This window comes from Pseudomonas sp. BP11-1-1, from assembly GCF_052112105.1.
GTDB classification, from domain to species: domain Bacteria; phylum Pseudomonadota; class Gammaproteobacteria; order Pseudomonadales; family Pseudomonadaceae; genus Aquipseudomonas; species Aquipseudomonas alvandae.
The window spans coordinates 33,036-55,052 of sequence record NZ_JAUTYU010000011.1; the positions used below are offsets into that span (position 1 = coordinate 33,036).

General features: G+C 59.7%; 18 protein-coding genes. 11 read left to right on the forward strand and 7 right to left on the reverse strand.

Annotation, left to right across the window (positions count from 1 at the left end; all coding sequences use genetic code 11):
* The first annotated feature begins 21 nt into the window (after positions 1–21).
* The 4 genes from Q7C33_RS20065 (at position 22) to bfr (ending at position 3,764) form a co-directional block, all read left to right on the forward strand.
* Positions 22–1,023, forward strand: coding sequence for a DNA-directed RNA polymerase subunit alpha (locus tag Q7C33_RS20065; protein ID WP_003186012.1), 1,002 nt, complete (start codon positions 22–24; stop codon positions 1,021–1,023).
* Positions 1,024–1,065: 42 nt separating this feature from the next.
* Positions 1,066–1,452: a 50S ribosomal protein L17 gene (gene rplQ, locus Q7C33_RS20070; protein WP_003176402.1), complete on the forward strand. Its 387-nt coding sequence runs from the start codon at positions 1,066–1,068 to the stop codon at positions 1,450–1,452.
* Between the two features lie 240 nt (positions 1,453–1,692).
* Positions 1,693–3,141 (forward strand): catalase, encoded by a 1,449-nt coding sequence (locus Q7C33_RS20075; protein ID WP_030140490.1) that lies wholly within the window; start codon positions 1,693–1,695, stop codon positions 3,139–3,141.
* A gap of 158 nt (positions 3,142–3,299) precedes the next feature.
* Positions 3,300–3,764 carry a bacterioferritin gene (bfr, locus tag Q7C33_RS20080; protein ID WP_003186005.1) on the forward strand — a complete coding sequence of 155 codons (465 nt, stop codon included), beginning with the start codon at positions 3,300–3,302 and terminating at the stop codon, positions 3,762–3,764.
* Positions 3,765–3,860: 96 nt separating this feature from the next.
* Here the strand turns inward: bfr and uvrA are convergent, their stop codons facing one another.
* Positions 3,861–6,695, reverse strand: a complete 2,835-nt coding sequence (gene uvrA, locus Q7C33_RS20085; RefSeq protein ID WP_030140489.1) for an excinuclease ABC subunit UvrA — start codon at positions 6,693–6,695, stop codon at positions 3,861–3,863.
* Positions 6,696–6,863: 168 nt separating this feature from the next.
* Here uvrA and Q7C33_RS20090 point away from each other — a divergent pair, with 168 nt between their 5' ends.
* Together Q7C33_RS20090 and Q7C33_RS20095 are read left to right on the forward strand one after the other, a co-directional pair.
* On the forward strand, positions 6,864–8,261 hold the full coding sequence (locus Q7C33_RS20090) for an MFS transporter (protein ID WP_181288443.1): 1,398 nt from the start codon (positions 6,864–6,866) through the stop codon (positions 8,259–8,261).
* A gap of 9 nt (positions 8,262–8,270) precedes the next feature.
* Entirely contained in the window at positions 8,271–8,786 is a 516-nt protein-coding gene (locus Q7C33_RS20095; protein WP_024778338.1) for a single-stranded DNA-binding protein, read from the forward strand.
* A gap of 119 nt (positions 8,787–8,905) precedes the next feature.
* Here Q7C33_RS20095 and Q7C33_RS20100 read toward each other — a convergent pair whose 3' ends face one another.
* Positions 8,906–9,973 carry a LacI family DNA-binding transcriptional regulator gene (locus Q7C33_RS20100; RefSeq protein WP_030140487.1) on the reverse strand — a complete coding sequence of 356 codons (1,068 nt, stop codon included), beginning with the start codon at positions 9,971–9,973 and terminating at the stop codon, positions 8,906–8,908.
* A 211-nt stretch (positions 9,974–10,184) separates the two neighbouring features.
* On the opposite strand from Q7C33_RS20100, the gene Q7C33_RS20105 reads away from it, so the two are divergent.
* Together Q7C33_RS20105 and Q7C33_RS20110 are read left to right on the forward strand one after the other, a co-directional pair.
* Positions 10,185–11,501 (forward strand): MFS transporter, encoded by a 1,317-nt coding sequence (locus Q7C33_RS20105; protein WP_030140486.1) that lies wholly within the window; start codon positions 10,185–10,187, stop codon positions 11,499–11,501.
* On the forward strand, positions 11,498–13,885 hold the full coding sequence (locus Q7C33_RS20110; protein ID WP_407684021.1) for a glycoside hydrolase family 31 protein: 2,388 nt from the start codon (positions 11,498–11,500) through the stop codon (positions 13,883–13,885). The genes Q7C33_RS20105 and Q7C33_RS20110 overlap by 4 nt, the downstream gene beginning before the upstream one ends.
* Before the next feature lie 77 nt (positions 13,886–13,962).
* On the opposite strand, the gene Q7C33_RS20115 is transcribed toward Q7C33_RS20110, so the two are convergent.
* Entirely contained in the window at positions 13,963–14,529 is a 567-nt protein-coding gene (locus Q7C33_RS20115) for a cysteine hydrolase family protein (RefSeq protein WP_258648387.1), read from the reverse strand.
* 97 nt (positions 14,530–14,626) lie between these two features.
* Here Q7C33_RS20115 and Q7C33_RS20120 point away from each other — a divergent pair, with 97 nt between their 5' ends.
* The 3 genes from Q7C33_RS20120 (at position 14,627) to Q7C33_RS20130 (ending at position 17,801) form a co-directional block, all read left to right on the forward strand.
* The gene (locus Q7C33_RS20120; RefSeq protein ID WP_407684022.1) at positions 14,627–15,622 is read left to right on the forward strand and encodes a GlxA family transcriptional regulator; all 996 of its coding nucleotides are present in this window, start codon (positions 14,627–14,629) and stop codon (positions 15,620–15,622) included.
* 321 nt (positions 15,623–15,943) lie between these two features.
* On the forward strand, positions 15,944–17,053 hold the full coding sequence (locus Q7C33_RS20125; RefSeq protein ID WP_407684023.1) for a DUF3182 family protein: 1,110 nt from the start codon (positions 15,944–15,946) through the stop codon (positions 17,051–17,053).
* Positions 17,043–17,801 carry an alpha/beta hydrolase family protein gene (locus tag Q7C33_RS20130; RefSeq protein WP_030140481.1) on the forward strand — a complete coding sequence of 253 codons (759 nt, stop codon included), beginning with the start codon at positions 17,043–17,045 and terminating at the stop codon, positions 17,799–17,801. The genes Q7C33_RS20125 and Q7C33_RS20130 overlap by 11 nt, the downstream gene beginning before the upstream one ends.
* A gap of 151 nt (positions 17,802–17,952) precedes the next feature.
* Here the strand turns inward: Q7C33_RS20130 and Q7C33_RS20135 are convergent, their stop codons facing one another.
* Genes Q7C33_RS20135 through Q7C33_RS20150 form a run of 4 tightly spaced genes read right to left on the reverse strand, consistent with a single transcriptional unit; the run spans position 17,953 to position 21,977 of the window.
* Positions 17,953–18,954: a lysylphosphatidylglycerol synthase domain-containing protein gene (locus Q7C33_RS20135; protein WP_407684024.1), complete on the reverse strand. Its 1,002-nt coding sequence runs from the start codon at positions 18,952–18,954 to the stop codon at positions 17,953–17,955.
* The gene (clsB, locus tag Q7C33_RS20140; RefSeq protein WP_407684025.1) at positions 18,941–20,239 is read right to left on the reverse strand and encodes a cardiolipin synthase ClsB; all 1,299 of its coding nucleotides are present in this window, start codon (positions 20,237–20,239) and stop codon (positions 18,941–18,943) included. The genes Q7C33_RS20135 and clsB overlap by 14 nt, the downstream gene beginning before the upstream one ends.
* Entirely contained in the window at positions 20,236–21,054 is an 819-nt protein-coding gene (locus Q7C33_RS20145) for an endonuclease/exonuclease/phosphatase family protein (RefSeq protein ID WP_323155465.1), read from the reverse strand. Before Q7C33_RS20145 ends, clsB begins: the two co-directional genes overlap by 4 nt.
* Positions 21,051–21,977 carry a DUF72 domain-containing protein gene (locus Q7C33_RS20150; RefSeq protein WP_030140477.1) on the reverse strand — a complete coding sequence of 309 codons (927 nt, stop codon included), beginning with the start codon at positions 21,975–21,977 and terminating at the stop codon, positions 21,051–21,053. Before Q7C33_RS20150 ends, Q7C33_RS20145 begins: the two co-directional genes overlap by 4 nt.
* Between the last annotated feature and the right edge of the window lie 40 nt (positions 21,978–22,017).

Below are 22,017 nucleotides of genomic sequence, written 5' to 3' on the forward strand. Positions count from 1 at the left end.
GGCTAGAAAATAGGTGCATCCATGCAGATTTCGGTAAATGAGTTCCTGACACCCCGCCATATTGATGTGCAGGTTGTCAGTCCAACCCGCGCCAAGATCACACTCGAGCCTCTCGAGCGTGGTTTCGGCCACACCCTGGGCAACGCGCTGCGCCGCATCCTGTTGTCCTCAATGCCCGGCTGTGCAGTAGTCGAGGCCGAGATTGACGGTGTGCTCCACGAGTACAGCGCCATCGAAGGTGTACAGGAAGACGTAATTGAAATCCTGTTGAACCTTAAAGGTCTGGCTATCAAGCTGCACGGTCGTGACGAAGTTACGCTGACCTTGTCGAAGAAGGGTTCGGGGGTGGTTACCGCTGCCGATATTCAGCTGGATCATGATGTCGAGATCGTTAACCCCGATCACGTAATCGCTAACCTGGCGTCTAACGGCGCCCTGAACATGAAGCTCACCGTAGCTCGTGGTCGTGGTTATGAACCGGCAGACTCGCGTCAGAGCGATGAAGACGAAAGCCGCAGCATCGGTCGCTTGCAGCTTGACTCTTCGTTCAGCCCGGTTCGCCGTATCGCATACGTGGTGGAAAACGCCCGTGTCGAACAGCGTACCAACCTGGACAAGCTGGTTATTGATCTGGAAACCAACGGTACCCTGGATCCTGAAGAGGCTATCCGTCGTGCAGCAACCATCCTGCAACAGCAGTTGGCTGCGTTCGTCGACCTCAAAGGTGACAGTGAGCCAGTGGTTGTCGAGCAGGAAGACGAGATCGATCCGATCCTGCTTCGCCCGGTTGACGATCTGGAACTGACTGTACGTTCGGCTAACTGCCTTAAGGCGGAAAACATCTACTACATCGGCGACCTGATTCAGCGTACCGAAGTAGAGCTGTTGAAGACTCCGAACCTTGGCAAGAAATCCTTGACTGAAATCAAGGACGTTCTGGCCTCCCGCGGTCTGTCCCTCGGCATGCGCCTCGACAACTGGCCGCCTGCAAGTCTTAAGAAGGACGACAAGGCGACTGCCTGATCGTCGTAATCACCGAACGTTGTGTTTGGTAAGGAATGAACCATGCGTCATCGTAAAAGTGGTCGTCACCTGAGCCGCACCAGCTCGCACCGCAAGGCCATGTTTCAAAACATGGCGGTGTCGCTGTTCGAGCACGAGCTGATCAAAACTACACTGCCGAAAGCCAAAGAACTGCGCCGCGTTGCCGAGCCGCTGATCACTCTGGCCAAGACAGACAGCCTGGCTAACCGCCGCCTGGCTTTCGACCGTACTCGTTCGAAAGCTATCGTTGGTAAGCTCTTCAACGACCTGGGCAAGCGTTACGCTACCCGTGAGGGTGGCTACCTGCGCATCCTCAAGTGCGGTTTCCGCGCTGGCGACAACGCGCCTATGGCGTACGTCGAGTTGGTTGATCGTGCTACTGCCGGCGAAGCTGTAAGCGCCGAGTAAGACGACAGTCTGCAACAAAGAACCGGGCCTAGTGCCCGGTTTTTTGTGTGCGTAAGAAAAACAGCTTATTCGTACAAGCTTCCATAGGGCCAAGGCGCCACTATTGCTGTTGGGGTTGTTGGTAGAGATTCTCTATTGATACGCACAATTTAATAAATTTGTGGCCGTTACATTGTTGATCAATACTCCTCTCCAGCCGATTAGCCGGCAGTCCGAAGACCGACCTAGGAAGAATTGAGCATGAGCCAGATAAAAACGCTTACGACCGCCAGCGGCGCTCCTGTCGCCGATAACCAGAACTCTCGCTCCGCCGGCCCACGTGGCCCGCTGCTGCTCGATGATTTCCACCTGATCGAGAAGCTTGCTCATTTCAACCGCGAAAACATTCCCGAACGCCGCGTGCACGCGAAAGGGTCAGGTGCATACGGCACCTTCACCGTAACCCGTGATATCACCCAATACACCAGCGCGAAGCTGTTCGATTCGGTGGGCAAGCAGACGCCAACTTTCCTTCGCTTCTCCACCGTTGGCGGTGAGCGCGGCTCCGCTGACACCGAGCGCGATCCACGCGGTTTCGCCTTGAAGTTCTACACAGAAGAAGGCAACTGGGACATCGTTGGCAACAACACGCCTGTATTCTTCATCCGCGATCCGCTGAAATTTCCGGACTTCATCCACACGCAAAAACGCTTGCCGCAAAGCAATCTCAAAAGCGCGCAGATGATGTGGGATTTTTGGTCGCACTCTCCAGAGGCGTTGCACCAGATCACCATCCTGTTCTCTGACCGCGGCATTCCTGACGGCTACCGTCACATGCACGGCTTCGGCAGTCATACCTATAGCCTGATCAATGCCCAAGGTGAGCGTCACTGGGTGAAATGGCACTACAAGACCAAGCAGGGGATCAAGAACCTGGCACCGGCCGAGGCCGCTCGCCTGGCGGGTACCGACCCGGATTATGCCCAGCGCGACTTGTTCAACGCGATCGAGCGCGGTGATTTCCCGAAATGGAGCGTTTGCATCCAGATCATGACCGAGGCTCAGGCTGCGGGTCATTACGAGAACCCGTTCGATGTGACCAAGACCTGGTCACAGAAGGAATTCCCGCTGATCGAAGTCGGTGAGCTCGAACTCAATCGCAATCCGCTGAACTACTTTGCCGAGGTCGAGCAAGCGGCATTCGGGCCGAGCAACATGGTGCCGGGTGTGGGTCTTTCGCCTGATCGCATGCTGCAGGGCCGCGTATTTGCCTACGCCGATGCACACCGCTACCGCGTGGGTACCAATCACCAGCAATTGCCGGTGAATGCGCCGCGCAGCCCGGTCAATACCTACCAGCGTGACGGCGCGATGGCGTTCGGCAGCAATGGTGGCGCGGCTCCCAACTACGAGCCTAACAGCTATGTCGAAGCGCCGAAGCAGGCACCGCATTATGCGGAGCCGGCATTGGCCCTCAGCGGTGCGGCGGATCGTTATGATCACCGCGAAGACACTGACTACTACAGCCACGCTGGCGCGCTGTTCCGCTTGATGAGCGACGAGCAGAAAGCGCTGCTGATCAGCAACGTTGCTGGCGCGATGGGTGGCGTTTCGGCGGATGTGGTTGATCGCCAACTGCAGCATTTCTTCAAGGCAGACGCTGCTTACGGAGAAGGTATCGCAAAGGCGCTGGGCGTACAGCTTAACTAAGTCTAAACGAGAAGCAGAACCGCCCTCATTAGGGCGGTTTTTGCGTTATTTAACCTGCTTTTCTTGGATTTTCTTCACTTTTGTTGCGCTAGACGAGTGACCTTGCAGTCTGCTTGGTTCAAACTAGAGCCTTTCAAAGCTTGTGGAGATGTAGGGCGATGCAAGGTCACCCAGACGTAATCGATTACCTCAACACGTTGCTGACCGGCGAGCTGGCAGCCCGTGATCAATATTTCATCCATTCGCGGATGTACGAGGATTGGGGTTTTACCGAGCTCTACGAACGTATCAACCATGAGATGGAAGAAGAGGCACAGCACGCTGATGCGTTGATGCGCCGGATCCTTATGCTCGAAGGCACGCCGCGGATGCGCCCGGACGACCTGGACGTCGGGACCACCGTGCCCGACATGCTCGCCGCCGACCTTCGCCTGGAATACAAGGTTCGCGCCGCGCTGTGCAAAGGCATTGAGTTATGCGAGCAGCACAACGACTACGTGACCCGCGAGATCCTGCGTATCCAGCTCAACGATACCGAAGAAGATCATACCTACTGGCTGGAGAAGCAGTTGGGCCTGATCAAGCTGATCGGATTGGAAAACTACCTGCAGTCGCAGTTCTGATGTGGTCATTGTAGAAGCAAGCTCGCTCCTACAGGAAACGAACAAAAAGCCCCTGCCATCGATGAGATGACAGGGGCTTTTTTGTGCCAGGGAGAATCAGTCCCGATCACGCTCCAGCAGTGGCTTGAGGTAATACCCGGTGTGGGACTGCTTCATCTCCGCCACCTGCTCCGGCGTCCCTACGGCAATGATCTGGCCGCCCTTGGAACCGCCTTCCGGGCCCAGGTCCACCAGCCAGTCAGCGGTCTTGATCACGTCCAGGTTGTGTTCAATGACCACCACGGTGTTGCCGTGATCGCGAAGACGATGCAGTACATCGAGCAACTGCTGGATATCGGCGAAGTGCAAACCGGTGGTCGGCTCATCGAGGATATACAGCGTCTTGCCGGTATCGCGCTTGGACAGCTCGCGCGACAGCTTGACCCGCTGCGCCTCGCCGCCGGACAAGGTCGTTGCCGACTGCCCGAGCTTGATGTACGACAGCCCTACATCCATCAACGTCTGGAGTTTGCGCGCCAAAGCCGGTACCGCGTCGAAGAACACCCGGGCCTCTTCGATGGTCATCTCCAGGGTCTCGTGGATGTTCTTGCCCTTGTACTTGATCTCCAGGGTCTCGCGGTTGTAACGCTTGCTCTTGCACACATCGCATGGCACGTAGATGTCAGGCAGGAAGTGCATTTCCACCTTGATCAGGCCATCGCCCTGGCAGGCCTCGCAGCGCCCACCCTTGACGTTGAACGAGAAACGCCCCGGGCCGTAACCCCGTGAGCGGGACTCCGGTACGCCGGCGAACAGTTCGCGGATCGGGGTGAACAGCCCGGTGTAGGTCGCCGGGTTGGAGCGCGGCGTACGACCAATCGGGCTTTGGTCGATGTCGACGACCTTGTCCAGGTGCTCCAGGCCCTTGATGCTGTCGTGAGCGGCGGCTTCCAGGGTCGTGGCGCCGTTCAGGGCGGTGGCACTGAGGGGGAACAGCGTGTTGTTGATCAGCGTCGACTTGCCGGAACCAGACACGCCGGTGACACACGTGAGCAGGCCAATCGGGATCTCCAGGTCGACGTTGCGCAGATTGTTGCCGCGGGCACCCTTGAGGGTCAGCGACAATTTCTTGTTGCGTGGGGTGCGCTTGGCCGGAACCTTGATCTTCACCCGGCCCGACAGGTATTTGCCGGTCAGCGAGTCGGGGTGCGCCATGACCTCGGCGGCAGTGCCCTGGGCGACAATATGCCCACCGTGGACGCCCGCGCCTGGGCCGATGTCCACCACGTAATCCGCCAGGCGAATCGCGTCTTCGTCATGTTCTACGACGATGACGGTGTTGCCGATATCCCGCAGGTGCTTCAAGGTCCCGAGCAGGCGGTCGTTATCCCGCTGGTGCAGGCCAATGGACGGTTCGTCGAGGATGTACATGACGCCCACCAGGCCGGCGCCGATCTGGCTGGCAAGGCGGATGCGCTGGGCTTCGCCGCCGGACAAGGTGTCTGCACTGCGATCGAGGGTCAGGTAATCCAGTCCGACGTTCACCAGGAACTGCAGGCGCTCGCGGATTTCCTTGAGGATCTTGTCGGCGATTTCGCCACGACGACCGGTGAGTTTCAAGCCGCCGAAATAATCGGTGGCATCGCCAATAGGCAGGTTGGTCACCGCCGGCAGCGTCTTCTCGCCGACCCACACATGCCGCGCTTCTCGGCGCAAGCGGGTGCCGCGGCAATCGGGGCAGGGCTGGGTGCTGAGGAACTTGGCCAGTTCTTCGCGCACGCTGGCCGATTCGGTTTCGCGATAGCGCCGCTCCAGGTTCGGCACGATGCCTTCGAACGGATGCGAGCGCTTGACGATATCGCCACGGTCGTTCAGGTATTTGAAGTCGACATTCTGCGAGCCGCTGCCGTGCAGGATGAATTTCTGCTGGTCGGCGGGCAGCTCGCTGAACGGCTTGTCCAGGCTGAACTTGTAGTGGGCTGCCAGCGACCCAAGCATCTGGAAGTAGTAGACGTTGCGCCTGTCCCAGCCACGAATCGCGCCTTCGGCCAGGGTCAGTTCGCCATTGACCAGGCGCTTGGTGTCGAAGAACTGCTTGACCCCCAGGCCGTCGCAGGTCGGGCAGGCGCCAGCCGGGTTGTTGAAGGAGAACAGCTTGGGCTCCAGTTCGCTGATCGCATGGCCGCAGATCGGGCAGGCGAAGCGCGCGGAAAAGATCATCTCCTCGCCAGGCTCGTCGTCCATCGGCGCCACCAGGGCGATGCCGTCGGCCAGCTTCAACGCGGTCTCGAAGGACTCGGCCAGGCGTTGCTGGAGATCGGCGCGGACCTTGAAGCGGTCAACCACCACATCAATGGAATGCTTCTTCTGTTTATCCAGCTTCGGCAGCTCGTCGAGCTCGCACAATTTGCCGTTGACCCGCGCACGAACGAACCCCTGGGCGCGCAGCTCTTCGAAGACCATCAGGTGCTCGCCCTTGCGCTCGCGGATGACCGGCGCCAGGAGCATCAGCTTGCTGCCTTCGGGCTGGGCCAGCACGAGGTCGACCATCTGGCTGACGGTCTGGGCTTCCAGCGGAATGTCATGATCGGGGCAGCGGGGAACACCGACGCGCGCATAGAGCAGGCGAAGGTAGTCGTAGATCTCGGTGATCGTGCCGACCGTCGAACGGGGGTTGTGGGAGGTCGACTTCTGTTCGATGGAGATCGCCGGCGACAGGCCTTCGATGGTGTCGACGTCGGGTTTTTCCATCATCGACAGGAACTGCCGGGCGTAGGCCGACAGCGATTCGACATAGCGTCGCTGGCCTTCGGCGTACAAGGTGTCGAAAGCCAGCGATGATTTGCCGGATCCGGACAGGCCGGTGATGACGATCAGCTTGTCCCGTGGCAGGGTCAGGTCGATGTTCTTCAGGTTGTGGGTACGGGCCCCACGAATCAGGATCTTGTCCAAAGTGGCCTCGCTCGGCGGGCATCGAAAACGTAGGAGTATACGGGTAAATACTGGATGGATACACACTATCAAGCGTCATACATGAAGACTGCGCGGCAAACGGTCGCCATATACCCCCTCAATCGATGGGACTGGTAGAATCCCCGCCGGTTCACACGAGGTTTTTCCATGCACGATCCCCACAGCGAACGCATGAGTAGCGGCGAGACCCGCGCGGCAAGCGGCCTGGCCCTGGTGTTCGCCTTTCGCATGCTGGGCATGTTCATGGTGTTGCCGGTACTGGCGACCTATGGCATGGACCTGGCGGGCGCGACCCCGGCCCTCATCGGGCTGGCGATCGGCGCCTACGGCCTGACCCAGGCGATTTTCCAGATCCCTTTCGGGATCATTTCCGACCGTATCGGTCGACGTCCCGTCATTTACCTGGGGCTTATCGTGTTCGCCCTCGGCAGCGTGTTGGCGGCGAACGCGGACTCGATCTGGGGCGTGATCGCCGGACGGATCCTGCAAGGCGCGGGTGCTATTTCCGCCGCTGTCATGGCATTGCTGTCAGACCTGACCCGCGAACAGCATCGGACAAAAGCCATGGCGATGATCGGCATGACGATTGGTCTGTCGTTCGCTGTCGCCATGGTTGTAGGACCGTTGTTGACGCGGGCTTTCGGTTTGTCGGGCCTGTTCCTCGCCACCGGGGCCATGGCGCTGGTGGGTGTGCTGATCGTTGCGTTCATCGTGCCGCGTTCCACCGGGCCGTTGCAGCATCGCGAATCCGGAGTCGCCCGCCAGGCGCTGGTGCCGACACTCAAGCATCCCGACCTGCTGCGCCTGGACCTGGGCATCTTCGTACTCCACGCCATGCTGATGTCCAGCTTCGTGGCCCTGCCGCTGGCGCTGGTGGAAAAGGCCGGCCTGCCCAAGGAGCAGCACTGGTGGGTCTACCTGACGGCATTGCTGATTTCGTTTTTCGCCATGATCCCGTTCATCATCTATGGCGAGAAGCGACGCAAAATGAAACGAGTTTTACTCGGCGCCGTCGTGACGCTCATGCTCACTGAGCTATTCTTCTGGCAGTTCGGCGACAGCCTGCGGGCCTTGGTGATCGGCACGGTAGTGTTCTTCACTGCGTTCAACCTGCTCGAGGCGTCACTGCCGTCGTTGATCAGCAAGGTTTCTCCGGCGGGCGGCAAGGGCACGGCGATGGGGGTTTATTCCACCAGCCAGTTCCTGGGTTCGGCACTGGGCGGCATCCTCGGCGGCTGGTTGTTCCAGCATGGCGGTTTGTCGGTTGTGTTCCTGGGATGTGCCGCGCTGGCTGCACTTTGGTTGGCCTTTGCTGTTACCATGCGCGAACCTCCGTATGTGACGAGCCTGCGCTTGCCGTTGTCGCCCGAAGCCATCCGCGAAGCAGGCCTGGCCGAGCGCCTCAGGGCCGTCGTGGGAGTAACCGATGCAGTGGTGGTCGCCGACGAGGCGGCCGTGTATATCAAACTGGACACCGAATTATTGGATCGTGCGACGCTCGAGCGCCTGGTGAACAACCCGGCCCCGGCAGCGTGCGAAGCCTAGGAGAACGTTATGGCCCGTGGGGTTAACAAAGTCATATTGGTCGGTACTTGCGGCCAGGATCCAGAAGTTCGCTACCTGCCTAACGGCAACGCCGTGACCAACCTGAGCCTGGCGACCAGCGAACAATGGACCGACAAGCAAACCGGCCAGAAGGTCGAGAAGACCGAGTGGCACCGCGTGTCGATGTTCGGCAAAGTGGCTGAGATTGCCGGCGAATACCTGCGCAAGGGTTCACAGGTCTACATCGAAGGCAAGCTGCAGACCCGCGAGTGGGAAAAGGACGGCATCAAGCGCTACACCACCGAAATCGTGGTCGACATGCAAGGCACCATGCAATTGCTCGGTGGCCGTCCGCAAGGCGACCAGCAGCAGGGTGGCAACAACTACCAGCAGTCGGCTCCGCGCCAGCAAGCCCCTCGTCCGCAGTCGGCGCCACAGCCACAACGCGAGCGCCCGGCCCCACAACAGGCCGCGCCGCAACCGGCTCCGGATTTCGACAGCTTTGACGACGATATTCCGTTCTAGGACTCAGTGGTATCAGTCGATGAGGCTCCTCGCTCACTGACACTTCAAGTTCGATAAAAAACCCTCTTCGCTGCAAAGCCAGGAGGGTTTTTTTCGCTCTGTGCAAAACCGCGAATCAATCAGTCATAAATAATCTTCTGATAGACCGGCGTCTGCTTGGCGCTGTGCTTGATGCGTCGCACTGAGCTGCCGGTGATGAGTTGGCCACCGAGAAGAAGATTGCCACAAGGCGATCGCGGTTCGAACAGCTGCTGCCTCAAGACCCTGATCGCTTCTGCGCCCAATTCATCGCGGGGCACGTGAAGGGTGGTGAGCGGGATGTCGTTGATGTCGGCCAGGTTGAACCCGTCCATGCTCATCACTGAAACATCCTGGGGAACCCTCAAGCCAGCATTCTGCAGCGCTTTAACGGCCCCGGCCGCCATGAAATCACCCCCGGCCAGAATGGCAGTCGGTCGGTCGTCAGGTGCGCAGTTTTCCAAGAAGGTCGCTATCCGCGCCTCAGATTCAGCACTGCCGAAACCCTCGGCAACCATCAGGTGTTTTGCTTCGACAAATTCGAGATTTTGCTCCTTCCATGCATCACGAATTCCACGTATTCGCAGATCCATCGTGTACCGCCTGAGGCACTGGAGCGTCAGGACATTTCGGTGCCCCATTTGAAACAGATAATTGATCGAATAGTGGCCGATTAGAAAGTGGTCGGGCGATATCGAGGGCAGGCGCATGCTGCGATCGATGCAGTTGATCAGCACCGTCGGCTTGCTGAGGTCGGCCGCCAGTTGGTGTATGTGCGGATCATCGATACCAATCAGGATCGCCGCACCGGTGTCCTTCTGGTTCATCTTTTCCAGAAACAACAAGGCGTCGCTGTCGACCTCTTCAAGCTCGCAGTAGCGGACGCGAACGTCATGTTGCGCGACCGCCTGCGTGATGCCCTGGATGACTTTGTAATAGAAGATATCAGCGCGTACGTTGAAGGCCCGCGAGGGCGCGAAAATGGTCAGCCCGTTGAGCAGGAAGCGACCATTGGCGAGGTCTTCCAGCACGCCCTGCTGACGAGCCGCCGCCAATACTTTTTCTCTCGTGGCTGGGCGGGTATTCGATTTGCCAGCCAGCACTCGCGACACCGTCGCGATGGACAGGCCCGTCTGTGCCGCGATTTCAGCAATGCGTAATTTCCCCATCGCGGCTTATCCATTGAGACAATTTATGTAAAGGCTTTCATAGCAGAAAAGGGCCACCAATCCTAGCGTCCTTGGGTTTCTGCCGAGCTGCGCTGGAGAGGAATGTAAATCCATACATGCTTGCTTCTGTACGAGCCATGAGCAGTGCCATAGCGTTCAAGCCTCAAATAAAAACAACACGCCGGAAAATCCGGCGACAGGCGAAGAATTGATGACTATCGATATCGAACGCAATGCTCGACTTTCGGCCAAGCTAAAATTCATCCCGCATTTGCGTTGGTGGATGCTGTCCCTGTTTTTGCTCGGCGTCACCGTCAACTATATAACCCGCAATTCCCTGGGCATCCTGGCGCCGGAACTAAAGACCACGTTCAGCATGTCGACTGAACAGTACTCGTGGGTGGTCGCCTCGTTTCAACTTGCCTATACCGTTTTCCAGCCCATCTGCGGCTGGCTGATCGATGCGATCGGGCTCAAGCTCGGCTTCGTGATATGCGCCGTCGTATGGTCGGTGATGTGCCTGCTTCATGCCGGGGCTGCGAGTTGGGTACATCTGGCGATCCTGCGTTTTTTCATGGGCGCTTCGGAGGCCGCGGCCACACCGGCCAATGCCAAGGCGATAGGGGACTGGTTTCCGAAAAAGGAACGACCTGTCGCAGCAGGCTGGGCGGGGGTTGGCTTTTCCCTGGGGGCGATGCTCGCGCCCCCCATCATCTACCTGGCCCATGTATCCCTGGGCTGGCAGGGCGCATTTCTGATTTCCGGGGGGATCGGCCTGATTTGGGCCGCCGTCTGGGCGTGGCTCTACCACGCCCCTGATATCCACCCGCGCTTATCGCCCGATGAGTTGCAGCATATCCAACAAGATGGCGAAAAAATTGGCCAGCAAATGCCATTTTTCAAGGCGTTGAAGAAGATCGGCCGGGACAAGCGATTCTACGGTATCGCGCTTCCTGCCTTCATGGCAGAGCCGGCATGGGCCGTCATGAGTTTCTGGGTGCCGCTGTATCTGGCCAACGAAAGAGGAATGGACCTCAAGCAAATCGTACTGTTTGCCTGGGTTCCGTTTCTGGCGGCGGATCTGGGCAGTATCGCCAGCGGTTATCTGTCACGCGCTTACCATCGTTTTTTCAAATGCACCCGGGTGAACTCGATCGTCGCCAGTTCAATCACCGGCGCGTTCCTGATGTTTTCGCTCGCCGTGATGACCCAGGTGAAAGACCCCTATGTTGCGATAGCGCTTATTTCGCTTGGCGGTTTTGGCCACCAGATTATTTCCTGCATGTTGAGCGCACTGGTCGTCGAAACGTTTGATCGGGATGAGCTGGCAACGGTGAACGGAATGCGAGGTTCATGCGCCTGGATTGCCAGCTTTCTTTTCTCGCTGATCATCGGTGTCAGCGTGGACAAGATAGGGTTCAACCCATTGTTCATTGCGATGGGGCTCTTTGATTTTATAGGTGCGTTTTTCATGATTTTGTTTATCGCGGACAGAACGTCCAAATCAAAAGCGGTGCGTGCACAATGAAGTCACTTAAAGTCTGGACGCTACAGGCCCAGGAAAAAGGCTACGTCGAGCTCCTGGTCGAGGGCCGGCATCTCTTCAGAATCCATATCCTCGAAGACGGTTTGGCGCGTGTCCTGCTCATGCGGGCTGGCACGTTGGCACTGGATCGGACCTGGAGCATCGCGCCCCGGGAGGACGTTGCCTGGGAGGGCCGGGCCCGCGAGTCGTTGGCGGATTTCTCTCTGCCCACGTACCGGGTCGAAGAAGGTCAGGACCGGTTGGTACTCACGACTAAAAAACTACGCATCACGGTGCATCAACCGCTGTGGCTACAGTGGGAATACCATGATGGCCAGGATTGGAGGCCGTTGGTCTCGGATCGGCCCACCGGTGCTTATTTGCTTGATGCTCATGGTGAAGGCCTGGAGCATTACCAGCTTCGCGCGCCGGAACATCGCTATTACGGGCTCGGCGAAAAAACCGGCGATTTGAATCGCGCCGGCAAACGTTTTGAAATGCGTAACCTGGATGCAATGGGTTATGACGCTGCGAGCACCGACCCGCTGTACAAGCATATTCCCTTTGTCATCACGCACCAGGAGCACGCCAGCTTCGGGATGTTTTATGACAACCTGAACACCAGCCTGTTTGATCTGGGGAACGAGCTGGATAACTATCACCGACCCTATCGTCGGTACAAGGCGGATGCCGGTGACCTCGATTACTGGGTACTTGCTGGCCCCCGCGTACTGGATGTGACGAAGGCTTTCGTTCGCCTGACCGGACGCACCTTGTTCCTGCCGAAATGGAGCCTGGGCTACAGCGGCTCAACCATGCGTTATACCGATGCCGATAATGCCCAGGAACAGTTGTTGGAGTTTCTTGATCTGTGCCGTCAGCACGACATTCCCTGTGACTCTTTTCAGCTGTCATCCGGGTACACCTCCATTGGCGAAAAACGCTATGTGTTCAACTGGAATCGTGAAAAGGTCCCGGACCCCAAGGCGCTTGCCCAGGCCTACCGTGATGCCGGCGTCAGGCTGATCGCCAACATAAAGCCATGCCTGCTGCAGGACCACCCGCGCTACGCCGAGGTCGCCCACCAAAAGATGTTCATCGGTGACTCTGAACACGACATGCCAGAGCGGTCGGTCTTCTGGGACGACGAAGGCTCTCATCTGGACTTCACCAACCCGGACGCTGTCGGTTGGTGGCAGTCAAATGTCACATCACAGCTGCTGGAACTGGGCATTGAATGCACGTGGAACGATAACAATGAATTCGAAGTGTGGGACGGTGAGGCGCGCTGTCATGGCTTCGGGCGCGAGATAGCGATCAAACATATCCGGCCCGTCATGGCATTGCTGATGATGAGAGCGTCTTTAGAGGCACAACAGCGGTTTTCACCATCAGAACGGCCCTACCTTATTTCACGTTCAGGGTGTGCCGGCATGCAGCGCTATGTCCAGACCTGGAGCGGTGACAACCGGACCCACTGGAAAACACTTCGCTACAACACTCGCATGGGCCTGGGCATGAGCCTGTCGGGGTTGTACAACGTGGGCCACGATGTAGGTGGGTTCTCCGGCAACAAGCCGGATCCCGAGCTGTTTGTCCGTTGGGTCCAGAACGGTGTGATGCATCCACGCTTCACCATTCACTCCTGGAACGACGATGGCACGGTCAATGAGCCATGGATGCATCCTTCGGTCACCGATGCGGTCCGTGACGCGATCAGGCTCAGATACCGGTTGATGCCTTATTTCTACACCTTGCTGTGGCAAGCCAGTCACGAAGACGAGCCCATTCTGCGACCAACGTTTCTCGACCACGAGCATGACCCTCAAACGTTCAAGGAAAACGACGAGTTCCTTCTTGGCCGGGACGTCCTCGTCGCCAGCGTCGTAGAGCAAGGCGCACGCGAGCGCGAGGTATGGCTACCCCTGAATACGACAGGCTGGTGCGACTGGCACACCGGTGACTGGTACGAAGGCGGCCAATACGTTTCCCTGGATGCGCCGTTGGAACGTTTGCCCTTGTTGGTACGAGGGGGCGCTGCGATACCGACCGGTGAATGCCACAAGCTTAACGATCCCGCCCTTGATCGGCGTCGCGAGCTGGTGATTTTTCCTGCACCTTCAGGCACCTCCAGCGGCGTGTTATTTGAAGATGACGGCATCAGTCATGAGTGGAAAAACGGAAACTGCCTGGTGATCCGATGGACCGTTGAATATGGTCCGGACTTCATTGATTTGACGATCGCTAAAACAGGGGATTTTCGTCCGGCGTGGGAACAGCTTGGGGTGGCCTTGAAGGTTGCGGATGGGAGAGCCTTGAGAGTCAATGGCCATGGTGGCTGCACGTTGACGCTGGTCGACATTCCGGAGCATAGGCCACTTCATTGATGCCCTGGTAAGTCTTGCCCTCCCGATCTGGGAGGGCAAGTAGCCCACGCACGCCTAGTCATTTTGCTCGCTGTTTATCACTGCGCCTGCGCTTGGCTGTCGCTCAGAAACTCCTCTGCACTCACTACCTTCGCATAGGCAAACCCCAGCGCCGACATGAACGCGGCATGGACTTGTGCGGCCGGGACGACCACGCCGTTGAATTCAAGATCGCGAGTCGCGCACGCATCGTGAATCACCGTGACGCCGTAGCCCAGGTCTGCTGCCGCCCGCACGATGCCATCGATACACATATGGCTCATGCTACCGACCACCACCACCTGCTCAACGCCTTGCTGATCGAGGATCGCCTGCAGTTCGGTCTCGCGAAACGAATTGACGAAATGCTTGAGCACCACCGGCTCATCGGCACGGTTGAGCACCTTGGTATGCAATTGCGCGCCTTCGGAGCCTGGCGTGAAAAAGGGCGCTTCGTCGGAAGTGAATTCGTGGCGAATGTGCACCACCGGGTTTGCGGCCTGGCGAAACGCTTCGATCATTTTGGCGGCGTTTTCGGCTGCAGCCTCGACGCCGACCAATGGCCATTTTCCCTGGGGGAAGTAGTCGTTCTGGATATCGACTACGATGAGCGCTTGCTTGGACATGGGGACTTCCTCGGGTTGATTGCGGTGAAGCCAGTATTGGCCAAGCCCGGCGATGGGAGGATTGGCCGTAACGACAATAGGCGAGGTAAAACTGACAATGGCGCAGGAAAGGGCATTCGCTGAACTTGGCGTGCTGATGTATCCCGGCGCGCAATTGGCGGCGGTGCACGGCCTGACCGATCTGTTCACGGTCGCGGCCAGGATCGCAACCGAGCAGGCCAGTGTGCAGTTGCCGAGGCTGCGGGTGAGTCATTGGCGCACGGAAAACGGTGAGGCGCCGCTGCGGGTGTTCGACAGCGAGGACGGAGCACCGGGCAAACTGATTGCCTTGCTGATCCCGCCCTCCATTGCCGGCTTCAATGAAAAGCTCGCCACGCCGCACCTGATGGATTGGTTGCGGGCGCAGCATGCCGACGGCACCGTATTGGGCGGGGTGTGCGTCGGCTCGATCCTGCTGGCCGAAAGTGGGCTGCTCGATGGACGCAGCGCCACGACCCACTGGACGTCGGCGAAGTCTTTCGCGGCGCGTTATCCGAAGATCAAGCTCAACGCCGACAAACCCATCGTCGATGACGGTGACCTGATCACCACGGCGGGGCTGATGGCCTGGTCGGAGCTCGGGCTGCGGCTGGTGGACCGTCTGCTCGGACCCAGCATCGCCACGCGCACGGCGAAATTCCTGGTGGTCGAGCACAGCGACAGCGCGAGTCAGTGCGGCAGCAATTTCGCGCCGATCCTGGGACACGGTGACGGCGCGATCCTCAAGGTGCAGCACTGGCTGCAGCGCAGCGGCGCGGTGGATGTCTCCCTCGGCGCAATGGCGGAGCAGGCCGGCCTGGAAGAACGCACCTTCCTGCGCCGGTTCCGTGCCGCCACCGGACTCAAGCCCACCGAATACTGCCAGCACCTGCGAGTCGGCAAGGCCCGGGAAATGCTGGAGTTCACCAACGGCACCATCGATCACATTGCCTGGACCGTGGGCTATCAGGACCCCGGTGCCTTTCGCTCGACCTTCAAGAAAATCACCGGGCTGGCGCCGAGTGATTACCGGGCGAGGTTTGGGGTAAGTCCGCCGAGCGCTTCCAAAGGCTGAAACCGACCCGTGGCGAGGGAGCTTGCTCCCGCTGGGTGCGCAGCGCCCCACAGAGAACTTACACCGCGGTGTGTCATTTTAATCGTTAGGGGCTGCTGCGCAGCCCAGCGGGAGCAAGCTCCCTCGCCACAGAAAATCCGCAATGGCGTCGTGCAATTTGCCGGATCCCCACTTCTCGTCGTGCAGAATGAAACAGGCCCCGTGCCACATCATCCGCCATCACCCCCGGTTCCTCGACCCGTTCGTCCCCCACCGTGCCGTTGGCCTGATCTCTGCAATCCTTATGGCTACGGCTATTGAGCGCAGTTGAAAGGACAACGCATGACGTCGATCCATCGTGACAAATTAGTAGTAGCTCACTCGGTCAATCCCCAGGCGCCGATGCATGAAGTCGAAACCAATCGGGCGCTGGCGCGCTGGTTGGCGAATATCCTTGGCCTGGAATACGGTGGCAGCTACGACAACCAGCAACACGCCGGACGGGATCTGTACCTGTTGCCCACGCAAACCCTGATCGGCGCGGAGGCTGCATTGCGCCTGGGCGTCAAGGGGCCGGATGATCTCTGGGGCGGTTACGTCGACCACGATTTCATCTGCACCAAGGCGATCGCCCATGGTCTGTTGAATAAGGACGCGGTTGCGCCGAAAGGTTGGTCGCCGCTGTTCGCCAAGCTGACCCGGGGCGTTGTACTCGACGGCGTCAGTGTGTTCTCCCTCAAGGATGCGCGCCAGGCCGCCGAGCATTTGCTTTACGCCGGACCGATTCGCTTCAAGCCAATCCATGCTTGCGCCGGACGTGGCCAGCGGGTCATCCGAAGCATCGCGCAATTCGACGAAATCGTCGCGGCGCCAGACGCCCAGGCGGTGTTCAGCGAGGGCATCGTGCTGGAGCAGAACCTCAATGAGATCAAGACCCAGAGCGTCGGCCAAAGCTTCATCAACGGCAAGGTCTTGAGCTACTGCGGCGTGCAACACCTGACCCATGACAACGAAGGGCAGGAGGTCTATGGCGGTTCCGACCTGCTGGTGGCCCAAGGTGGCTACATCGAGTTGCTCGGTCTGGAACTGCAAGACGATGTGCGCGAGGCGGTGCGTCTGGCCCAGGTGTTCGATGACGCCGCCAACCAGGCATTTCCGACGTTCTTTGCATCGCGGCGCAATTACGACATCGCCCAAGGGACGGATACTGGTGGCCAGCCTCGCGGCGGCGTGCTGGAGCAATCCTGGCGAATGGGCGGTGCCAGCAGCGCGGAGCTCGCGGCACTGCAGGTGTTTGTCGAGGATCCTTCGGTCCGCGCGGTCCGGGTGTCCTCGGTCGAAACCTACACCGATCAGCCGCTGCCCCCCGGCGCGACGGAGGTTTATCGGGGCGCGGCGGAAAACGGTGATTTCCTACTCAAATACGTAACGGTTCAATCCTATGACGGCTAGAAGTGAAACCATCCAGATTGCCATCGATGATGAGCATATGAACGGGACCTTCCTGAGCCCCAAATCAAAGGTCCCCGGTGTGTTGTTCGTACACGGTTGGGGCGGCAGCCAGGAACGTGATCTTGAACGGGCGAAGGGCATCGCCGGCCTGGGCTGCGTGTGCCTGACCTTCGACTTGCGCGGGCACACGGGGGGCGCGGGAATTCCGTTGTCACGGGTTACGCGGGAGGACAACCTGCGGGACTTGCTGGCGGCCTATGACCGATTGCTGGCCCACCCCGGCCTGGACACATCGGCGATCGCGGTGGTCGGCACCAGCTACGGCGGTTACCTGGCCTCGATCCTGACGTCGTTGCGTCCGGTGCGCTGGCTGGCCTTGCGGGTGCCGGCGCTCTACCGGGACGAGCAGTGGCACACGCCCAAGCGTGACCTGGACAAGACCGACCTGCTCGATTATCGCAGCACCTTGGTCCACGCCGACACCAACCGGGCCTTGCAGGCCTGCTCGCAATTCACGGGCGATGTGCTGCTGGTGGAGTCCGAGACCGATGACCATGTGCCCCACGCCACGATCATGAGTTATCGAGCGGCGTGCCAGCAGACCCACTCGTTGACCCATCGGATCATCGACGGCGCCGACCATTCCCTGAGCGACCCCGTGTCACAACAGGCCTACACCTCGATCCTGGTGAGCTGGATCACGGAGATGGTGGTGGGCGAGCGGTTGAGCATTATTCAGGAGCGGTAGACATGTGGCGTTCAGGCGGGCCTCTTCGCGAGCAAGCCCGCTCCCACAAGAGACCTGTGTGAACCCGGGCTCAGACTCTCTGCGAATCCCTGTGGGAGCGGGCTTGCTCGCGAAGAGGCTAGCACAAGCACCTCGTGATTCAAGCAACCGCTCACTTGACCCCAGGCTTGACCCGCAACGCCTTGGCCTTCGCCTCGATCACCAGGTACATCACCACCGTGATCAACAGCGGCAGGATGAAATAGATCGCCCGGTAGGCAATCAGCCCGGCGATCAAGCTGCCCCGTGACACCTCATGCTGCAACAGCGCGACAAACACCGCCTCCAGCACCCCGAGTCCGGCCGGAATGTGGGTAATCACGCCAGCAATGCTGCTGATCAACAGCACCCCGAGCACCACCGGGTATTCGAGTTTGCTCGGCAACAGCGTAAAGATCACCGCCGCCATCAGCGACCAGTTCAGCGCCCCCAATGCCAATTGCAACACGGCCATGCGCAGCGAAGGCAGGTTGATTTCCATGCCGCGCACCGTCCAGGCCCGGCGCTTGGAGAAACGGCAGGCCAGCAGATAGCCGGCGCTGATTAGCAATAGCAGCACTCCGACGCCTTGCAGCGCATCGCTGCTCAGTTTCCAGCCCGGAGGCATCGTCACCAGGCCACTGCTGAACACCACGCCGGCCAAGGTCATGTAGCCGAACCAGTTGGTGGCCAGGCTCAAGCCGAGAATCTTGGCGATATTGCCCGTGCTCACCCCCAGCCGCGAATACAGCCGATAGCGCATGGCGATGCCGCCGACCCAGGCGCTGAGGTTGAGATTGAAGGCGTAACTGATCACCCCCACCGGAAGTATTTGCCGCCAGCCCAGTTTTTGCCGGATGTAAGTGCGCCCGATCAGGTCGAAGCCGGCATAGGTGATGAAGCTGGCGATGGTCAGCGCGGCGGCGATCAGCAAAGTGCGCAGCTTGAAATCCGCCAGGGTCGTGAACACCTCGGACCAATCGATGCGCCGCGCCAGGGCGGTGAACAGCACGATCAGCAGCAGGAAAAAAGCCAGGGTCAGCGGGCGTTTCCAGCGACTCCAGCGCGACTTCGGCTTGGCCTGTTCCGGGGCTTGGGCATCTCTCGGCGCGGTGTGCGCTTCAGAGTGGTTCATGGGGTTCGCTCCGGACCGCCGTCGGCGGCGAAAAAGGTTTCAGACGCGGTTTATGGGCCGGCAACCATCCGGCCCAGGCCGGAAAATGACGCAGGAAGTGGAACACCATGAAACCGATGGTCATGCGCCACAGCCGCCCGCGACGGGCGTGATTTTCGGGCATGACGGTGCAGTGATTGCGGCTCAGGTGATCGAGGCGCTCGAACAGTTCGCGGTTGAACGCCCGGTCGCGGATCAGCACGTTGGCTTCCAGGTTCAGGGATAGGCTCAGCGGGTCGAGGTTGCTCGAACCGACCGTGCTCCAGTCTTCATCGACCAAGGCGACCTTGCCGTGCAGCGGCCGCTCGCAATACTCGTAGATCGTCACGCCGGCCTTGATCAGATAGTCATAGAGCATCCGCGCCGCGAGCTTGGCGATCATCATGTCCGGTTGCCCTTGCAGGATCAGCCGCACCTCCACGCCACGTCGCGCGGCGTTGCGGATCTCGCGCAGCAACCGATAACCGGGGAAGAAATACGCGTTGGCGATTACCACCCGACGCTGGGCGCTGCGCAGCACTTGCAGGTAGACCTCTTCGATGTCGGTCTGATGCTCGTGGTTATCGCGGTAGACCAGGCGCACCTGGCCGTCATGGTCGTTGAAGGCCAACTCGGTGCGGCGGCTGCGGCGACGTTGCCACCAATACTTGGCCCGGGCTGGCCGACCGCTTTGCAGCAGCGCGAAGTGATGGATATCCACCACCGCCGGACCTTTGATTTCCACTGAGTAATCCTGCTTGGCCTCGGGACCGAAGTCGCCCAGGTGGTCAGCGGAAAAGTTGATTCCGCCGATGAACGCGATCACCCCGTCCACCACTACGATCTTGCGGTGCAGGCGGCGGAACCAGTTGGTGCGGATGCCCAGGTGCCGGGGGGCCGGATCGAACATCTGCAGGCGTACCCCGGCGTCGCTCAACGAGGCGAGAAACGCCGTGCTCAGCTCACCGCAACCGAAACCGTCGAGGTTGACGGTGATGCGTACGCCGCGCTTGGCCGCCTCGACCAATATATCCCGCAGTTCAAAGCCGACCTTGTCCTCGAACAGAATGAACGTCTCCAGGAGAATTTCTTCCTGGGCGCGGCGAATCGCTTCGAAAACCCGTGGGAAATATTCCTCGCCGTTTTCCAGCAGCGTGACGCGGTTGTTGCCGTGCCAGCCGTATTCGACGTCGGCCAGCGCCGGGTTGCGTTCGGTCGGCGGCACCTCGACCTTTTCCACCGTCGCCTTGTCCATCGTCGCGTTCATAACTCGATCTCCACCGACAGCGGTGCGTGGTCGGAAAGGTGCGACCAGGGACGTACATTCAGTACCTTGGCGTGATGGGCCTTGAGGTTGCGCACGTAGATGCGGTCCAGGCGCAGGATCGGCAGGCGCGCCGGAAAACTGCGGGCCGGCTTGCCCCACTGTTCGGCGAATACCTCCCGCAGGCCGCAGGGCGCGAGCAGGTCATTGGCCTTGCCGCGCCAGTCGTTGAAGTCGCCGGCAACGATGACCGGTGCTTCGGGCGGCAATTCGCTCAAGCGTTGGCAAAGCAGCTTCAGTTGCTCGACGCGATGGCCTTCACGCAACCCCAAGTGGACGCAAATGGCATGCACGTCCTGTCCACCGTCAGCGTTCGGCAGGCGCAGCACGCTGTGCAGCATGCCGCGGCTTTCGTGGCCGCTGATGGACACGTCCAGGTTGTCGTGGCGGATGATCTGGAATTTCGACAGCAATGCGTTGCCATGGTCGCCCGCCGGATACACCGCGTTGCGCCCATAGGCGAACTGCGGCCAGAGGGTGTCGGCGAGAAACTCATATTGCGGGATGGTCGGCCAGTTGCTGTAGCGCTGGGGATGGTGCTCGTGGGTGCCGTGTACTTCCTGCAGGAACACCACATCGGCGGACACGCTGCGCACGGCTTCGCGCAGTTCCGGCAGGATGAATCGCCGATTCAGCGCGGTGAAGCCCTTATGCGTGTTGACCGTCAGCACCGTGAATCGATTGACTCCGTCGAGCAGGCGCTGCGCCGAATCGTGCAGCGGCTCGCGAGTGGCTTCGCTGGATTCTGGCGTGCTCATGGTAATACTCCTTCGGCCGGGCGCACACCGGGAGCGGTGGCGAGATGCTTGTCCAGGTCGAAGCGCTCCAGCAGGTGGCGCGCGTCGTAGGGCGCGCGGACTTTGATGTCGTTGTCGAAATAGCAGAACACTTCCCGGCTCTTGCGCGGCCGGGGTTTCTTTTTCGGATCGATCAACTGTGCGTCGCTCGGCTGCGTGCCGTGGCTCCAGGCCTCGATCCGGTCACCCCAGCGCTTCAAAGCCTCGTCGGTGTAGCCGCTGGCGTACAACTCTTCGGCGCCATGCAGGCGCAGGTAGACGAAGTCGCTGGTGACGTCCTCGCGGTAGGGCCATTTTCCGGCGGTATCGGCGACCACCAGGGCAACGTCGTAGCGTTTGAGCAGGGCGACGAAGCGTGGGTCGATGAAGCTTTCGTGACGGATTTCCACGGCATGGCGCAGCGCACGCTTTTTATCGGTCTCGGTGCTGGCGTGGCCGTCCAGGCGCGACTCGTGCTCCCGGGCCAGCGCGGCGGCGGCCTGGGTGTCATGGGGCAGTTGCTTGAGGAAGTCTTCGAACAGTTCCGGGTCGAATTTGAAGCTGGGCGGAAACTGCCAGAGGATGGCGCCGAGTTTTTCCTTGAGCTCCAGCACCCCGGACGCGAAGAAATTCGCCAGCGGCTTGTGAATGTCCCGCAGGCGCTTGATGTGGGTAATGAAGCGCGGCGCCTTGACGCTGAACACGAAGTCCGGCGGCGTCTCGGCGTACCACTGGGCATACCGTTCGGGGCGTTGCAGGGCGTAGAACGATCCATTGATTTCGATGCTGTTGACCGCTCGAGAGGCGAATTGCAGTTCTCGTTTCTGCGCCAGCCCCTTGGGATAGAAATCCCCGCGCCAGGGCGTGTAGCGCCAACCGGAAATGCCAATGTGGATCGCCGTCATGTATCCCTCCCGTGCCAATGACCTCGTACTGCCTGTGTCT

Bases quoted from the DNA above. Each gene is read 5' to 3' on its own strand.
- Q7C33_RS20090 (WP_181288443.1), top strand. From the start codon at position 6,864: ATGCACGATCCCCACAGCGAACGCATGAGTAGCGGCGAGACCCGCGCG.
- Q7C33_RS20150 (WP_030140477.1), bottom strand. From the start codon at position 21,977: ATGACGGCGATCCACATTGGCATTTCCGGTTGGCGCTACACGCCCTGG.
- Q7C33_RS20100 (WP_030140487.1), bottom strand. From the start codon at position 9,973: ATGGGGAAATTACGCATTGCTGAAATCGCGGCACAGACGGGCCTGTCC.
- Q7C33_RS20115 (WP_258648387.1), bottom strand. From the start codon at position 14,529: ATGTCCAAGCAAGCGCTCATCGTAGTCGATATCCAGAACGACTACTTC.
- Q7C33_RS20065 (WP_003186012.1), top strand. From the start codon at position 22: ATGCAGATTTCGGTAAATGAGTTCCTGACACCCCGCCATATTGATGTG.
- clsB (WP_407684025.1), bottom strand. From the start codon at position 20,239: ATGAACGCGACGATGGACAAGGCGACGGTGGAAAAGGTCGAGGTGCCG.
- Q7C33_RS20145 (WP_323155465.1), bottom strand. From the start codon at position 21,054: ATGAGCACGCCAGAATCCAGCGAAGCCACTCGCGAGCCGCTGCACGAT.
- Q7C33_RS20095 (WP_024778338.1), top strand. From the start codon at position 8,271: ATGGCCCGTGGGGTTAACAAAGTCATATTGGTCGGTACTTGCGGCCAG.
- Q7C33_RS20125 (WP_407684023.1), top strand. From the start codon at position 15,944: ATGACGTCGATCCATCGTGACAAATTAGTAGTAGCTCACTCGGTCAAT.
- bfr (WP_003186005.1), top strand. From the start codon at position 3,300: ATGCAAGGTCACCCAGACGTAATCGATTACCTCAACACGTTGCTGACC.
- Q7C33_RS20075 (WP_030140490.1), top strand. From the start codon at position 1,693: ATGAGCCAGATAAAAACGCTTACGACCGCCAGCGGCGCTCCTGTCGCC.
- Q7C33_RS20110 (WP_407684021.1), top strand. From the start codon at position 11,498: ATGAAGTCACTTAAAGTCTGGACGCTACAGGCCCAGGAAAAAGGCTAC.
- Q7C33_RS20135 (WP_407684024.1), bottom strand. From the start codon at position 18,954: ATGAACCACTCTGAAGCGCACACCGCGCCGAGAGATGCCCAAGCCCCG.
- Q7C33_RS20130 (WP_030140481.1), top strand. From the start codon at position 17,043: ATGACGGCTAGAAGTGAAACCATCCAGATTGCCATCGATGATGAGCAT.
- Q7C33_RS20120 (WP_407684022.1), top strand. From the start codon at position 14,627: ATGGCGCAGGAAAGGGCATTCGCTGAACTTGGCGTGCTGATGTATCCC.
- Q7C33_RS20105 (WP_030140486.1), top strand. From the start codon at position 10,185: ATGACTATCGATATCGAACGCAATGCTCGACTTTCGGCCAAGCTAAAA.
- rplQ (WP_003176402.1), top strand. From the start codon at position 1,066: ATGCGTCATCGTAAAAGTGGTCGTCACCTGAGCCGCACCAGCTCGCAC.